Below are 15,585 nucleotides of genomic sequence, written 5' to 3'. Positions count from 1 at the left end.
CTCAGATGCTGCGCAGGGTCGTGACGCCAGCCTGCCGCAGCGCCGCAGCGAGGTTCAGCTTGGCCCCGGAGTCGAGGAAACCCGTGTCCCGGACCACGACGGTCACGTCGGAGTCGACCGGGTCCTCCTCTCGCCACCCAATGATCGCCCTTGCGACTTCGTCCGCCTTCGCGGTGTTTAGATCGCCACCGAAGAAGGCGTACAGCGTGCCCGCGATGCTGTAGAGGGTGGACCCGGCGACTTCCCTGGTCTCTACCGGTGTCACCAGGTCGATGCCCAGTCGGAGCATCATCTCCACCAGGAGATCGTCGGTGCTTCGGCCGCCGACGAGGTTGTTGACGGACTCACGCAGGTCCAGCTCAGCGGTACCGTCCCAGGGCTTCACGTTGGAGTCGGCCAGCTTGTAGGAGCGGAAGCCGGTATCGATGTCCTGCGCGTCCAGCGTCCGCTGCTCGGCGATCTGCGCACCCGCGCGACGCAACCGCTCACGGGTGATGTCGGCAATGGTCGCGTAGCCGTCCTTGTTCACCGGCTCGTCAAGCTGGACCAGGATGTAGCGGCGGTTGCCGCCATCGGCCGCGTTGAGGTCCATCACCGCATGACCAGTCGAGCCAGAGCCGGCAAAAAAATCAAGAACCAGCGCCTTCGAATCAGACTGTGAGACAAGGTCAATCCATCGAGCAAGAACGCCGACGTCCTTCGGAAACTCGAAGATATCAGAACCGAGAAGACGCTCTAGCGCCTGCGATGCCGAACGTCGGGGCTGTTCAAATACTGACAGTGTGACCTCATCGGTCTGTTCTGCCAGATAGCGCTTGTAGTATGCCAGAGTCGTATGGTCCGCCCCGAAGAGGATGCGACCTTCGGCAATTTTTCTCTCCATTGTTTCACGGGAGAACACCCAGCCGTTTGGATGACGCCTTACGGGCTCGCCTGTCAGCGGATGAGGCAGATCATACATCAGGTTTTCGCGCGGATTGGGCGAACGAAGGTTGTCTCCGTAGTAGACCCGGCCTTGATCATCAATTCGGTTGTAGTTCGTAAGAGACGCCGTAAACCGACCCCGCTGCTCCGCAAACCACGCCTTCAATTTTTCTGTCGCTTGCACCTCTTCCTGATCCGACTCTATCCAGATTCTAGAGGCAACTTCGAGAACCTCATCTATCCCGCTTTTCCTAGCTCGCCAGCGAACGTTGAGATTGCGCAGAAGGGTCTCATTTTTTGCGTAAATGAGCATGTAGTCGTGACTGTCTGAAATATACCGAGAATCGTTCTTTTTTACTCCCTGCCAGATCACATTCGAGATCAAGTTTTCGGCACCAAAGACGCGATCGAGCGACAGCTTCAGCCGAGCGTGCTCGACATCATCTATCGCGACAATAATGACGCCGGTTTCCTTGAGGAGATGATGAGCAAGTAGAAGGCGGGGGTACATCATTGAGAGCCATTTCGAGTGACGCGATGCGCCGGCTCGGCGGTCAGCGGCAAGATCGGACGCTTGGCCGTTCTCTAGTGTGCCGCTCTCATCACGAAACCCCGCAACCTCCTCAGTCTCGACGCGGCTTGTGGTGTACCTGTCGTCATAAACGAAGTCGTTGCCGGTGTTGTACGGCGGGTCGATGTAGATGACGTCGACCGCGCCGGTGTAGCCCCGGCGCAGCAGCCGGAGGACCTCGAGGTTGTCGCCCTCAATGACGATGTTTCGGGTGGTGTCCCAGTCCACCGACTCGTCCGGGCGCGGGAGCAGCGTCTGAGTGGCTGGCTGGGCCGAGAGCCTGCGAGCCTCGTTCATGCCGGGCCAGCGCAGGCCGAAGCCCTCCACGCCGCTCCGGTCGGCCTTCTGGCCGATCAGGTCGGCCAGAACGTCGAGGTCGACCCTTCCGTCGACGACGGCGTCGGGGAAGAGTCGGGCAAGGATGTCGATGTTGCCCTGCACCTCTCCGGGGCCGTGGTGGTCGCGCTTGTCGTTGATCGGCTCGAACGGGTTGCTGTCCGCGGTCACGTCGTCGTCTCTCCCGGGGTCGTGCATCGGCGATGTGGGGTCTCGCCGGATCACTTCGATGGGTCGGCACTGTAGAGGTCGGTACGTACCGTAGCGACCTGCTGCCTCAACGCCTTGGCCGTGGTGTTGAGTGTGATGCGCGACTGCTGCGACCTCGCGCGCTTCGCCTCCCGCGTGACGGCGTCGAGCTCCGCCTGGAGAGCGGTAAGCCGATGGTGCAACCGCACCGCCTCATCGGTCCCGAGCGCGGCCGACGCGGGACGGCCTCCAGTCGCGGCGATGCGCACCAAGTCGCGATAGAGCGCCCACAGGTTGGTACGGTCGCGGCGGTTGGTATCGAGAACGCCGTCGGGTAGCTCGGCCACCGGGACGGTGATGCTGGCGTCGATGACCGAGGTTCGCTTCTCGGGGTCGGTGCGGCTGACGTGGGTGAGAGCGAGGGCCAGCTCGCCCGGCAGGTCGGGACCGTCGAGGAAGAGCACCACGAGCCGGGGCATGGCCCGCTGGACCAGCTCGACCAGGCGCCGTCGGTCGGACGGGGCGATCTTCTGCTTCAGACGTAGGTGCAGGACGGCGATGTCGGTGACTTCCCGGCGGTCAGTCCCGTCGCGGCCGTGGTCGCGATATGCGGGTATCAGGATCGTCTCCGGCCGGAGGATTCCGACCACTTGTGCCGAGGCGACGACCCTGTCGACGAACTTGCCTTCCGGGGTGCTCCCCGTGCCGCCGCCGACCTGTTCGCGCAGCAGCCGCTTCGTGAGCCGCTCGGAGAGTCGGGCTCGCTCGGGCAGACCCAAGAGCTCCGCTGGGTCCAGAGAGGTCTTCTCGCTCACGGCACCACCGCCAACCAGGCGACGACATCGACGGCATCGAGACCGATGGCACCGCCGTTGGCGCCCAGGGTTGAAGGCCCTGGTGAGAAGAGGGAAGCCACAGCGGTCTCTGTCGCCTGCCTGGAGGCCGCCGTGACGGCTACGTCGAGCAGGCCCCGGTAGTGGGTCATCCGAGCGCCGTGCATGGTCGTCCGATGGAAGGCTGAGAGTGCGGCCGCATCGGGCTCCGTGCGGTCCAAGCAATGGCGGCGCAGGACGTCGAGGGCGAGCTTCGGCTCATCGATGGGATGAGCCAGCACGCCGTCGTCCCCGACGTAGGCGAGCAGGTGGGGAGCCAACGGGTAGGAGCCCGGTATTGCGATTGCGTCCCCCCGCACCCGGAGCAGAAAGACCGCGCCCGGTGTGAGCCCGTCGGCGGCGAGTGTTTGATCGAAACGGGTGACGCCGAACAACGCCAAGGGCCAGCCGGCCAGATCCTTGCGCTGCCGCCACGGGCGCGAGGCGGCATCCATGCGGAAATCACCCAAGGTGAGATCGGTGATGCTCAGCCCTCCGGCCAGGTCCTCCATCGTCGGAGCGGCGTTCTGCATCTGCTCGAGCTGCTTGCGGCGGTAGTCCAGGTCGTTCATCGCTTCGGCGTCGAGGATGTTTTCTTCACCGGTGGCCGACACGTCGAGGAGGGTCATTCGACTGGAGACGCGCTTCTCCAAGTTGATGTAGGTGTCCAGGTCGATGTCGGGCCAGAAGTTGACCAGTTGCACAGACTTGTTGGTGGTGCCGAGGCGGTCGACGCGGCCGAAGCGCTGCACGATGCGGACTGGGTTCCAGTGGATATCGTAGTTGACGACCATGTCACAGTCTTGAAGGTTTTGCCCCTCGGAGATGGTGTCCGTGGCGATGACGATGTCAATCTGCTCGGCAGCTGGGTCGCCGCCCTTCGAACGGGGCGAGAATGCCGTCAGCAGGCTGTGCATGTCGTTTCGCGTGCCCAGAGTGCTCTTGTTGCTGGTACCAGTGATGAGCGCGGCATGCAGGTCGAGCTCCGAACGCGCCCAGCTGGCTATTTCGGCGTAGAGGTAGTCGGCAGTGTCGGAGTAGGCGGTGAAAACCAGCGCCTTCCGACTTCCCTCGTTGGTGGGCTTCTCTGCCTTCTGTCGGAGTACGTCTTTGAGTGCCAAGAGTTTGGCGTCACGACCGGGGTTAACGGCCTCGATATCGGTCAATACCACGCTTAGCCGGTCCCGGTCGTCGCGCAGATCCTGGAGCCAGGCAGGGCGGTCGATGTCGGCCAGCAACACCTTCAAAGTGCCGCCGATGACGTCCTCCAACTCTTGATCATCGAGATCACCGACGTCGTCCAGGCTCTCAATGGAGACGCCGGTGTCACCTGCGGCGTCGTACTCCTCCACCCTGGTGATCACTGCATCGACCTTGCCGAGGATCTTCGCCACAGTGCGGGTGAGCGACGCCACCGACGACTCCAGCCGCTTCAGCAGCCCGATTCGAACGAGGTGAACGACGTTGGCGTCACGGTCGGACTGCCGCCATACTCGGGCGCCACCGGTGCGCAGTCGCTGGTCGTAGAGCTCGGCGTACTTCTTCGCCTTGCTGGGCAGCACATAGGAGGTCGGGCGGTAGGCGGCCAGGTTGAGCATGAGGAGCGTATCGTTGAGCTGCTCGGGTCGCATCAATCGACCGTCGATGTCGATCGTCGGTGAAAGGTTTACCGGCGCAAGTCGCTCAGGGAACTTCCCGACGTCCACCGTGCCGTAGTACTTTTCGATGTGTTTGCGAGAGCGGGCGATTGTGACCAGATCGAGGAGGCGGATGTAATCCATGCCGAGCACGCCGACCAGCGACTTGGTCGACCTGGTAGTTGCGTCGCTTTTCTGCCAGGTCGTGAATTGAAGTTGCGCCTTGCGCAGTGTCTGCTCGATGGAGCTGATGCCGCTGCTCGCGAGGGCATCGTCGACACCTTCGGTGGCGAAGAGTACCTGGTTTTTCAGATCGGCCAAGCGGGTGTTCACCGGGGTGGCACTGAGCATGAGAACCTTCGTCCGTATCCCTGACTTGAAGACTTCATCCATCAGCCGCTGGTAGCGGGTGACGTGACCCTTGAGCTGCGGGTTATTTCGGAAGTTGTGGGATTCATCGACGACGACCAGGTCGTAGTTGCCCCAATTGACATGGGCCAAGTCGATGTCACCCGACCTGCCCTCGGCACGGCTAAGGTCGGTGTGGTTGAGCACGTCGAAGGCGAACCTGTCGGCGAGTAGCGGATTGCGGGCATCATTGGCACGGAAGATCGTCCAGTTCTCCCGTAGCCGCTTCGGCGCTAGCACAAGGACACGATTGTTGCGCAACTCGTAGTACTTGATGACGGCCAAGGCCTCAAAGGTCTTGCCTAGACCGACGCTGTCGGCAAGAATGCAGCCGTTGTGGAGTTCCAGCTTCTGAATGGCGCCGAGCACGCCATCGCGCTGGAACTTATAGAGCTTTCGCCACACCTCAGTGTCGAAAAATCCGGTCTTGCCGCGCTCCTCGGTCTCGTCGCCAGCCTCACTCACGAAGTCCGCAAAAAGTGCGATTAGAATTCGCAAATAGACCGACTCCGGCGGATTGTCCCGATGGAGCAACTCGATTGCTGTCAAGAACCGCTCGCGCGCGTCCTCGCTAGCATGCTCGTTGTGCCAGATTTTTTCGAAATTCGCGGCAAGTCGTTCGACGTCGGCGACATCGCTGATCTCCTCCGGAAAGATCAGGTCGTCCGACGGCACCAGTCCGAGCCCTTCGGCGTCAAGGCCAGAGCCGCTCACGGCGTACGGGAACATCCCATTGACACTCACCCACGAGCGCCGGGTACGCCTCGTCAACCTGCGAACCTGCAGTCGTTCTCTGGCCCACTCGGCACAATCCATGGCGATTCGATGCTGGTCCAGCTTGGCACGCAGGTGGTGTTCATTGCCTAGGCCATTAAGCGGGTACGAGTCCAGTGAGCCATCCCACAGGAGCAGGCGGGACGAAATGTCTGAGGCGCCCTTCATGATCGCGTCGTAGACAAACACCGAGAACGACTCGCTGAGCGCGTCCACGCTTGTCGCTCCGGTGAGGTGGCGACGAAGGCTGTCGACGATCGGTCCAACGGCCCCTGCGTCTGCCATGTTAGTCCTCACCGGTGCTGAAGTCTTGACCACCCGTCAGGATTTGCGTGGGTGGCGTCTAGACATCGATCCTAGGGGTTCTGAGGTTGTCCTCGAAGACCGGACACCGGATCTTATTGAGTCAAAAGTATTAAGTTGCCTACATGATGGCGTAGCGGACGTGTGGGGCCCCGAAGCAGCCACGGACGATGTGCGGCTGGTGTTGACGGTGGCGCAGGAAGCGCTGGGTCTCATGCGCGAGCCGGTCGACGTTGCGGGCTCGTCACGTGTTGACGTTGCGCTTGAGGTCGGCGCCTGAGCAACTACCTCGGGGTTGCGTTCGGGTCCTGTAGCCGGGCATCAGGTGCGGCTCGACCGAGTCGGCGTTGGCTTGCGACCAGGCGCGGACGGTCTTCTTCGGTGCACCGGGTGCCGGTCGGCGATGACGTGGACCTCCCGATCTGCCTGACGGGCCATGCGGTCAAGGAATGTAGTGAACATGGGTGGCGGTGAACACGGTGAACCACAACGCGGCCCACGGGGCGACCGCGGACATGACGTTGACCGCAGCCGTTTCCCGCCTCACCCGCACCACCGGCGTGCGGCCCTTCGGCGCCCAGGACCGACCCGGTGGCGCGGTATCGGAGCGCAGTCCGCACCGCTCGACCCACGCGATCGCCGCCCCCCGGTCTTCGCACGTGCCTCAATCGCCGGGAAGTCCTCGTCTAGTCAGGCCCGCACCGCGGCGGGCTGCTGTTCGTAGGAACGTCGGGCCGGTCACTGCGGGGTGAACCCGTGCCTTTGGAGCCACAGCCCCACGCCCTGCTCGGTCATGTGGATCTCGACCACCAGCCGGATCGGCAGTCTCACAGGGCCGGGGCGACAGGGGCGTCCTGATCATGTCGAGCAAACACCGGCCCGGTAGACACCGACTTGAGCCGATGATGCGTGATCGGACCTCACCGAAGGCCAACCCACCGACGCCGCCGCCATCCTGACCCAACGGTGACCAACCACGACCAACGGGCCGAAAGCGGGTTCGGCTACGCGTCTGACCTGGGCGGATGCGGAAGGTTCGGGAAGGTTGGCGAAAATCACCCGATCGAGAAGATCAAACTTGACCCCTCAACGAGATCAACAGCCAGCAGGAGGAGTTGATCTCCAATTTTCTCCTTACCGGCCGGTAGGATGATCTTTTCCTCTACAGGGAACGATCAACACCGTGCGGTCCGGGAGAGATCAAAACGCCCGCCGACCTGGGATTTCTTCCAGAGTCGACGGGCGTCTGATGACCGTCGGGCTGACAGGATTCGAACCTGCGACCCCTTGACCCCCAGACGTGCCCCGATCACGGCCTGACCTGGGGAAACGTAAATCAACACTCTCGGTTGACGTTCACTGCGGTCGGCTCGGTGCACTTGTCGTCGGGTCAAGCGCGTTGCGATCTCCGCTTTCGCCCCTTCCATCCGACACCGCCATCTGCGACTGGTGGTTCGTCGTCCGCGTCTACAGCCCCCATGACACGGCGATCGACAACGCCAAGGTGGCCGACCCCGAAACCGTCTCCGAAGGCCGGCAGCGGCAACAGCGCCACCAAGGCTGCGGGCGACAGCGGATCCGGTCGCAATGTCGTCTATCGCAACCTCGACTCCGCCGACGACCGGCCGAGGGGTGAGGGCGAAGAACCCGAACATGAGCTGCCTGCCCGGCGGGCGCGTCTCCAACGGCAGCAAGCCCGGTTTCACGTCGCGGTACATTTCCACGACGAAGGACGTGGGCGTCCTGGAGGAGTGGAACGAGGGCAGGGCGGTGCGGATCGACCTCGACGAGTTCGGCGGTCGGGTGATCGACGCCTCGACGCAGGCGGCCTGTGCCGCGGGGGGCATCCGGGGCGCCACCGCGAATCGACTGGCGGAGAACTCGGAAGAGGTCCTGCTTGAGGGGTTCGTCCCGTCGGGAGCGGTCAGGTGGCTGGGAAAGGTCTGAGTGAGATGACCGGTATCGCGGATCGGCTGATGGACGCGTGGGGTGATTACATCGTCGCCCTGCGGTCGAACGAGGGCTTCAAGGAGGACCTGTACGACAGGTTGGTCTCGGTACTGCGCGACTGCGCACCGGAGTGGCGCGACGCCGAGGCCATTCCCAAGCTGGCTGTGAACGTGCTGGTGGACATCGTGTCCGTGAGCCAGGCCGTGGCCGAGTCCTACTCGGAGCCGGTCCGGCAGCGGGTCTACGAAGCCAATTTCGAGCTCTACGACCTGATCGTCGAATGCGTGGGGGCGGCGCCGAGCTGATGCGCCTGTCGGGGACCGAAGGGGTGAGTACGAGACGAGGGGTGCTGGCCGGGCTGGGGCCCTGCTGACGGCGGCGGCGTCGGTGGTGGTGCCCGCGGGCGTCGGGCACGTCGGGGTTGCCGTTGTCCGGGTTCGGGGATGTGGTGGTCGATGCCGCGCACCGGCAGGTGTTCGTGTCCGGGGGGCGTCGTCGAACAGTGTCGTGGTGGTCGACTTCAACGGGTTGGCGCGGAGGACGATTCCGAACCAGGCGGGGACCGACGGGCTGGAGTTGAGCGCCGACGACTCCCCGGCTGTTCGTGGCCCTGTCACCCGGCAACGCGCACGTGGTCACCGGCACCTCCGCCACCGACCTCCTGATCTACCCGACAGGCGGCGCCACCCCGACCCGCACGATCACCCTCGACGGCGGCGAGGCACTGCTGCCACGCGGCCTCGCCTGGTCAGCGGACCAGGAGTACCTGGCCGTGGTCAGCCGCTACGGCAACGAAGCGCAGCCGCGCCTGTCGCTCAAGTACCGCCCCCTGGGCTGGCAGGCCGTTCCCGGGACCGTCGCCCGGAGCCCCCGGGCGACGGCCCCCTTTCGCGGTCACCGGGGCTTGGCCGCGATTTCGAGAACCGACAGCGCCTCCGACAGAACTCCCGCTCGGTCACCGTCGTGCACGACGGCAAGCGGGTGTCATCGATTCAGAGTTGCGGCGGGTGCAAGCCTGTTCAACACCAGATCGAGATCTGGCACGACCCCGGCGGCCGGTTCACCACCTGCGACGCGCCGGTGCTGGTGCCGTTCACGAAGAACGTCCGCCGCGACCTGCTCAACGCCCCGTGCATCCTCTGGCCGATCAGCCCTCACGGGTCGAGCCTCTCCGAGGACTTCGTGGGCGAGAAAGCTGTGATCCGCAAGGCGAACGCGCAGCTCAGGACCACCGTGCGCACTGAGGTCGAGCAGCTGATCCCGGTCCAGCTGACCGGGCGGGATTCGCTCACGGTGACCCAGGCGATCATCGCCGCCGGTGGCCTCCCGGCCATGGTCCGGGCCTTTCCGCGCGTCGGGTTGTCGTCGGCACCATCGCACCCCACTGACGATTGCCGCGGGTCGCACTGTTCGGCGAAGCGGCGTTGTCAACTGGCGAGCAGGGTTGTGGCGGGGAGTTCGTCGCGCAGGATGTGTTCGAAGGCTTCGCGCACGTTCGGGCCCGGTTCCACGCCCAACTCGCTGCCGAGCCTGTCACGCAGTTCGTGATAGACGCCGACGGCGGTGGCCTGTCTCCCGCTGTCGGCCAGGGCGAGCATGAAGCAGATGTGCAGTGTCTCGTCCAGGGGTTCGTGATGGGTGGCGGTCGCCAGGAAGGGGACGGTGGCAGGCAGTTCGCCCTGCAGCGCCGCCACCCTGGTCAGTTCGACGGCGGTGGAACCGAAGCGCAGCCGTATGGGGAGAGTGGGCCAGTGGAGGTCCTCTCCCACTCCGATGTCCGCCGCTACGCCGCCTTCCCACAGGGAGAGGGCAGTTCGCAGTTTCTCCAGTGCGACATGCAGGTCACCTCGGTGCTCGGCGACCAAGCCCTGAGTGCGCAGGTGCTCGAACCGCAGCAGGTCGAGGTGCTCCGAATCGGCGTCGTACTGGTAGCCGCCTCCGGTGGACTGTATGTAGCGGGAGTCGCCGCGACGGCGATGCCCCGGTTCGAGTATTCGCCGCAACCGGGCCACGTAGGTGTGCACGAGGTTCACCGCTGATCGCGGCGGGCTCTGGGGCCACACCATCTCCACCAGTTCATCGCGCAGGACGGTGGAGTTCGCCCGGAGCGCCAAGGCGGCCAGCACGCGGCGCTGCTTGACCGGTCCTGGGTCGAGCGCAACAGGGCCGCGGTACAAGCGCACCGGTCCGAGCACTTTCAGGAAGACCTGGCTGTCGTCGACGGCTCCGCCGACCGATTCGGTCGTCGACGCGTACGGCATCATCGGGCTTCTCCCTGTGTGGTTGTTCTGCGACTGGTACATCACTACAGACATCGGATGATCCTTTCGTGGCCACCGTATGCACCAGCCATCAGGGAGTCAATGGTCCTTTCCGGTGTTCCGTCGTCAGTACCCGTGAACTGTCGGATGGAAACGTCCGAATATTGAGAACTAGGAAAATTTCTCCGAAAACAGATTATTCCGGACCTGCCAGAGATATTCCAGAGCGCATACAGACCGACCTGTCAAGGTGGTGCCGAAGCGCCGCGGCGTCCCGGCAGCTCCTCGGCGGGCCACCCTGAAGCGGTGGCCGCGCACACCTGAGACCGCATATCCAGAACGGTGGGAAACGATGTCCGTGAGCACGAGAACCGGTATGGTCGTGGACCCCGCGCTCAGCGAGGTCCGCGCCACCCGGTACAAAGCGAAGGTCGAGTCGGTATCACCGAAGGCCAACCGGACCGCATTCGAGGACGCCGACGAGTGCTTCCTCGGTGTCAGTCTCGAGAACGACAGCTTCGACGTGCCGAAGCTGGAGGGTATCGTCGAGTGGATCTCGCGGCGGTTTCGCCGCTGCACGGTGCTGGTGGGTGACAGCATCCACCGGTTGACCCTCAGCGCGACGGCGGCGCTGTCGCCGGAACCCGCCCTGGCCAGGGCGCTGGAGCTCGGTCGGGAATTCATCGCCGACCGCCAGCCGGTGTTCGATCTGTTCAGCGACCGCACCGACTTCACCGTCGTCACCTGTGCGGAGGTGCGGTGGTGGGCTGATCACGACGGCTTCCACCGGCGATTGCGCTCCCAGTTCGCCGAGGACCCGGTTTTCCGAGCCTCGGTGGAGTCCTTCGGGCGCAGATACCACTCCCGCGGTGCAACTGACCTGGATGGGCAGGAACTGGCGAAGCGTGTGGCGATCTCGTCGGAATACTTCCTGGAGGAGTTCGCCGTCTTCTGCTGCCTACGGGCCAGAGGTCTGTCGGTGATGGTCTACCCGGGCTCATTCAGCAGTCTGGCCGAGGTGGCCGAGGGCGCGCACCCCGACGCACCACGGGAGCTGCGCGATTTGACCGTGGTTTCCCTGCAACTCAAAGGACGGTGAGATGAGTACTGAAGCGACTCCTGTAGCTCGGGGCCGAATCTACCGCGACGTCTACGCCAAGCGCGTGGACACTGACCCGGTCACCGCCACCGCAGACCTCCGCCGCGCCGAACTGGACGCTGACGGACTGCACTTTGTCTCCGTCGGTGACCGCGCCGCAGCCCTGTCCGACGGCGTCTTCCTGGTGCGGATTCCTGACGGCATTCCGATCCCGGACGGTGACGCATTCGCCTCCGGTTTCCACAGGGGGCCGGAGCACCCGCCCTACGGAAGATTCCGCGACATCACCGCCGGCCGTTTCGGCGACCCTCTGCTGGGCTTCCACCAACGGGTCAATCAGATTGAGCAGTTCTTGCTGGAACGCCGGTTCTGGCCCACCGACTACCCTCAGGAGATCGCCCGCCTCGGCGAACGGCTGACCATGCTGTCCAGGCTGATCCTCGCCTCCGTCCTCGACCACGTCGGTGTCCCGACCGAGGAGCGGCACACGGCCACCGGCGGCTGCTCGGATGGCACCGGTTCCTACCACCTGACCTTCAACCACTACCGGCCCACGATGTCCTCGGTCGGACTGAGCTCGCACAAAGACGACGGTTTCCTGACGATCCTGCGCACCACGACGCCCGGCTTGGAGGTCAATCGGAACAACCGTTGGGAACGGGTACCGGTCGATCCGGACCACTTCGTCATCAACTTCGGGTTGTCGATGGAATTGCTCACCGCCCGGTCGGGCAGCCCAGTGGCGGCCATCATGCACCGCGTCACGCAACAAGGTGAGGACAGGTGTAGTTACGGTCATTTCTCATCGAGCAATTGCCTGCCCGGCAGTGACGACGGAGTGTACCAGTGGAGTCCGACCGAGGGCCTGACCCGCATCTGCGGATCCCGGGAGCTCATCGACCTGAATGACTACGAAATCTACGCCGGGACTGACGTTCCCGAGGAGGAATCCGATGGTTGAGCAACGGGCGCCCGAACCGGTGGTCCTCGAACGGGCGGCGGTTCGCGGCGGCGGGATCGTGTTCGCCGAATCCGATGGACTCGGCCGTGCGCTCGACGCCGGGCTCTTCGCGCTCGCCGTGCCCGAAGGCCTCGACCTGCGGCCCGGGGTTCGGCTGTGCAGGGAGTTCCACCGGCCCCGCACGGGTGCCGACGCCGCGACGAGGCCCTACCGCGGGATGCGCGAACTCGAGGGCGTGTACTTCGACCGCGAGCACTTCCAGACCGAGCACCTGCTGGCCGACGCCGAGGCCCGCGCGCGGCACTTCCCGCCCGAGGTCGTCGCCATGGCCGACCGGATGAACGAGTTGGCACTGTTGGTGCTGCGCACCGCCCTCGACGCGGTCGGCGTGACAGCGCGGTTGTGGTCGCAGGTCACCAGTGGAGCTGTCGACGGCTTCGGCACACACTGGTTCGCGGCCAACCACTACCGCAGCGACCGCGACCAGTTGGGGTGTGCCCCGCACAAGGACACCGGGTTCGTCACACTGCTGTACAACGAGCAGGACGGCTTGGAGGCGTTCTCCGGAGGTCGGTGGTCACCGGTGCCGCCAGTGTCCGGGCACTTCATCGTGAACTTCGGAGGCTCTTTCGAGCTGTTGACGGAGGACCTGGCGCGGTCCGTGCATGCTGTGCTGCACCGGGTGCGGCGGTGCGCGCCTGCCTCTTCCGACGACGAGCGGTTCTCGTTTGCCGCGTTCGTCAACCCCTCACCGGCGGCGTTGCTGCACAAAGTCGACGACGGCGGTGGGCACCGGGTGGTCAGCACGGTGGCGGACTTCCTGCGGGATTTCAACCGTGACACCTGGAATGACCGGCACGACGACTTCGGCATCGCCACGACCCGGGGTGGTGGTACCGCGTGAGCGCACCCGAGGCGATCGCGCGGGGCGCGGTCCTGCCTGGCGTGCTGGCCCACCACGACGGGCCGTGTCCGGTGACCGGCCACCGGGCGTCGTTCCACGAGGCCACGGTGGTGCGAGGCAGGCAGCCGACCGAATACTTCGCCGACACGGGGGTGGCGGAGCTGGCCGCCGCCGCCGGTGGGGTGTGCACGTTCTGGATGGGCGACACCCCCGCCGTCTACCAGATGACCAACGCCCCACTGGTGCCCGATTCCGCCCTGGCTCCCTCCACCGACCTCAATCGGGACATGTTCGGAGACTTCATGGGGTCGCTGAACCACGACGACCCGCGCAGACCCGCCAAGCGGCGGATGATCGAGGCCACGTTGGGCAGCACGCGCTTCGTCGAGTCGCTGGAGCCGCACATCGCCCGGCACGCCGAGGAGTACCTGCGGCCGATGGCCGGGAGGCAGATGCCGATCGATCGTTTCGCCACCGGACTTGTCGCGCACGTCGACAGCCACCTCCCCGGTGTGCTCGACCTGACCCAGCGCCCACTGACGGCGTACCTCACCGACCCGCTGCACCGGCGAGCCGCACTGGAGTTCTTCGAGATCGCCTCGCGGGTGATCGGCACGGTCGACCCGGATGCGATGCGCGAGTTCGACTCCGTCGCCGACTTCATCCGCGATCTGCTGGTGGCCAACGCGGACGCCATCGCCGCCGCTCCCGCCACGAACCTCGTGCGGGGGCACTTCGCACTCTGGGGCCTGCCCTTCGACCGGACCGCCGCCCAAGCACTGGACCCCGTGTTGCTCAAGGAGTTGGGCACTTCGCTCGTGGCCGTCTACGACACCTCGGCGCTGAGCCTGACCTGGGCCCTGACATGTCTGGGAGCGTGTCCGGCCGCGCACCGGGCGGTCGCCGAGTCCGCCTGCGGCGGTGTGGATCCCGGGCCCGTGCCGGTGGTCGACCTCGCCGTGGTGGAGGCGGTGCGCTGGGGCGGGTCGAACCCGACCGCGTTGTGGCGGTGCACCACCGAGCCCGTGGAGATCCGGCACCGCGGACGGGCCGGCGAAGTACCCGCCGGGACGATGCTGTGGCTCGACCGCAGCCGCGCCAACCGGGATCCGGCGGTTTTCCCCGTTCCCGACCGGTTCGACCTGGCCAACCCCGCCGCACTGGTGCGATCGGATCGGGAGACCGTCTCCTCGCTGCTGTCGCGGTCCCGGTACGAGATCAACTCCTTCAGCATGGTCAACACCACCCGCAACCCGCGCAAATGCCCCGGGCGCCTGTTCTCCGTGCGCGTGCAGTCCGTGCTGCTGCGCACCCTGCACGCGAACTACGACGTCGAGGTGAGAGACGCCGACCCCGGCCTGCGCCCGGCGTCGGCGATGCCCCGGCCCGCCGAAGCCGGGTTGATCACGCTCACCCCGCGACCCGTCAACCCCAGAGGAGGACGCGCATGAACCAGTCGATGACCTACCGCGACCGGGTGCCACTGCCCCCCATGCCGGACGAGTACGAGGCCGGTCTGCGCTATCCACCCGCGAACCTCGAACGGGCACAGGTGAGGGCGGGTGAGTTGGTGTTCGACCGCGAGGATGGTCTGCAGCGTGCCTGTGCGCAGGGTTTCTTCCTCGTGGGCATCCCGGAGGGTGTCAACACCGACCCGGGGGACACCCTGGCCGCCGAGTTCCACCGCGACCGCACCGGAGATCACCTCGACCCGTTCCGAGGGTGGCGGGACGTCGAAATCCCCGGCGACTACCAGGGCTACTTCGACCGCGAGCACGATCAGTGGGAGAACCTCTACGTCGAGTCGGCCAACTGGCACCTGCTGCCGCCCGGTGTGGCCCCCCTCGGTCACGCCATGACCGATCTGGGGCTGCTGGTCCTGTGCTCGGTCCTGCGGGGCGTGGGGATCCCCCGCGACGCGTGGGCCACCGTGACCTCGGCCTTGTCGGAGAAGCGAGGTCACCAGATGCTGGCGTTCAACCACTTCCGCTCCACGAAGGACACCCGAGGCTCGAAGTTCCACCGCGACTCCGGCTGGGTCACCGTGCTGCGCTCGACCGAACCGGGGCTGCTGGCACTCATCGATGGTGAGCTGCGTTCCGTGGATCCGGTCCCGGGACACTTCATCGTGAACTTCGGCAGCTCGTTGGAGGTGCTGACCGAGCGCCTACCCGCCCCGGTACGGGCCAACGTACACGGTGTCGCACACACCCGGCGGGCACCCGGGACCCCAGACCGCACCTCTTATGCGATCTTCCTCGACTCCGCGCTCGGCGGAACCATCCACCGTTGGGAGGACAACACCGCTCACCCGGTGCAGAGCGTGGCGGAGTTCGCCGAGCAGGAGGTCAACCGCACTTATGACGACACCACCCACCTGTGATCGAGGAGTCGAC

At 65.1% G+C, this 15,585-nt stretch carries 12 protein-coding genes; 7 read left to right on the top strand and 5 right to left on the bottom strand.

Translation table 11 applies throughout. The features are described 5' to 3' along the window. Position 1: 1 nt before the first annotated feature. The 4 genes from DFQ13_RS19735 to DFQ13_RS34455 form a co-directional block, all read right to left on the bottom strand. Complete coding sequence (locus DFQ13_RS19735; RefSeq protein WP_146241287.1) at positions 2-2,002, bottom strand: site-specific DNA-methyltransferase; 2,001 nt, start codon at positions 2,000-2,002, stop codon at positions 2-4. Positions 2,003-2,052: 50 nt separating this feature from the next. Continuing rightward, positions 2,053-2,835 carry a DUF4391 domain-containing protein gene (locus DFQ13_RS19730; RefSeq protein WP_181400064.1) on the bottom strand — a complete coding sequence of 261 codons (783 nt, stop codon included), beginning with the start codon at positions 2,833-2,835 and terminating at the stop codon, positions 2,053-2,055. Further along, entirely contained in the window at positions 2,832-5,927 is a 3,096-nt protein-coding gene (locus DFQ13_RS19725) for a helicase-related protein (protein ID WP_219994520.1), read from the bottom strand. The genes DFQ13_RS19730 and DFQ13_RS19725 overlap by 4 nt, the downstream gene beginning before the upstream one ends. Before the next feature lie 825 nt (positions 5,928-6,752). Further along, positions 6,753-6,845 (bottom strand): winged helix-turn-helix domain-containing protein, encoded by a 93-nt coding sequence (locus DFQ13_RS34455; RefSeq protein ID WP_146241285.1) that lies wholly within the window; start codon positions 6,843-6,845, stop codon positions 6,753-6,755. A gap of 822 nt (positions 6,846-7,667) precedes the next feature. On the opposite strand from DFQ13_RS34455, the gene DFQ13_RS19720 reads away from it, so the two are divergent. Together DFQ13_RS19720 and DFQ13_RS19715 are read left to right on the top strand one after the other, a co-directional pair. Further along, positions 7,668-7,961, top strand: a complete 294-nt coding sequence (locus tag DFQ13_RS19720; protein WP_110080852.1) for a hypothetical protein — start codon at positions 7,668-7,670, stop codon at positions 7,959-7,961. Between the two features lie 5 nt (positions 7,962-7,966). Then, entirely contained in the window at positions 7,967-8,269 is a 303-nt protein-coding gene (locus DFQ13_RS19715; RefSeq protein WP_110080851.1) for a hypothetical protein, read from the top strand. 1,122 nt (positions 8,270-9,391) lie between these two features. Here DFQ13_RS19715 and DFQ13_RS19710 read toward each other — a convergent pair. After that, the gene (locus DFQ13_RS19710) at positions 9,392-10,279 is read right to left on the bottom strand and encodes an AfsR/SARP family transcriptional regulator (protein ID WP_035277585.1); all 888 of its coding nucleotides are present in this window, start codon (positions 10,277-10,279) and stop codon (positions 9,392-9,394) included. A 304-nt stretch (positions 10,280-10,583) separates the two neighbouring features. Here DFQ13_RS19710 and DFQ13_RS19705 point away from each other — a divergent pair, with 304 nt between their 5' ends. From DFQ13_RS19705 to DFQ13_RS33965, 5 genes are all read left to right on the top strand, one after another. Then, positions 10,584-11,324, top strand: coding sequence for a tRNA-dependent cyclodipeptide synthase (locus DFQ13_RS19705; protein ID WP_161784394.1), 741 nt, complete (start codon positions 10,584-10,586; stop codon positions 11,322-11,324). A gap of 64 nt (positions 11,325-11,388) precedes the next feature. Further along, on the top strand, positions 11,389-12,285 hold the full coding sequence (locus DFQ13_RS19700; RefSeq protein WP_181400063.1) for a 2OG-Fe(II) oxygenase family protein: 897 nt from the start codon (positions 11,389-11,391) through the stop codon (positions 12,283-12,285). After that, a complete protein-coding gene (locus DFQ13_RS19695; RefSeq protein WP_052020297.1) occupies positions 12,278-13,189 on the top strand; it encodes a 2OG-Fe(II) oxygenase family protein in 912 nt (303 codons plus the stop codon). The genes DFQ13_RS19700 and DFQ13_RS19695 overlap by 8 nt, the downstream gene beginning before the upstream one ends. Beyond that, positions 13,186-14,640 carry a cytochrome P450 gene (locus tag DFQ13_RS19690; protein WP_084175177.1) on the top strand — a complete coding sequence of 485 codons (1,455 nt, stop codon included), beginning with the start codon at positions 13,186-13,188 and terminating at the stop codon, positions 14,638-14,640. Before DFQ13_RS19695 ends, DFQ13_RS19690 begins: the two co-directional genes overlap by 4 nt. After that, positions 14,637-15,572 (top strand): 2OG-Fe(II) oxygenase family protein, encoded by a 936-nt coding sequence (locus DFQ13_RS33965; RefSeq protein ID WP_035277589.1) that lies wholly within the window; start codon positions 14,637-14,639, stop codon positions 15,570-15,572. Before DFQ13_RS19690 ends, DFQ13_RS33965 begins: the two co-directional genes overlap by 4 nt. Positions 15,573-15,585: the final 13 nt, after the last annotated feature.

Source organism: Actinokineospora spheciospongiae (genome assembly GCF_003182415.1).
GTDB lineage: Bacteria > Actinomycetota > Actinomycetes > Mycobacteriales > Pseudonocardiaceae > Actinokineospora > Actinokineospora spheciospongiae.
The sequence above is the reverse complement of the archived record's forward strand: the minus strand, read 5'-3'. Positions and strand labels throughout refer to the sequence as shown.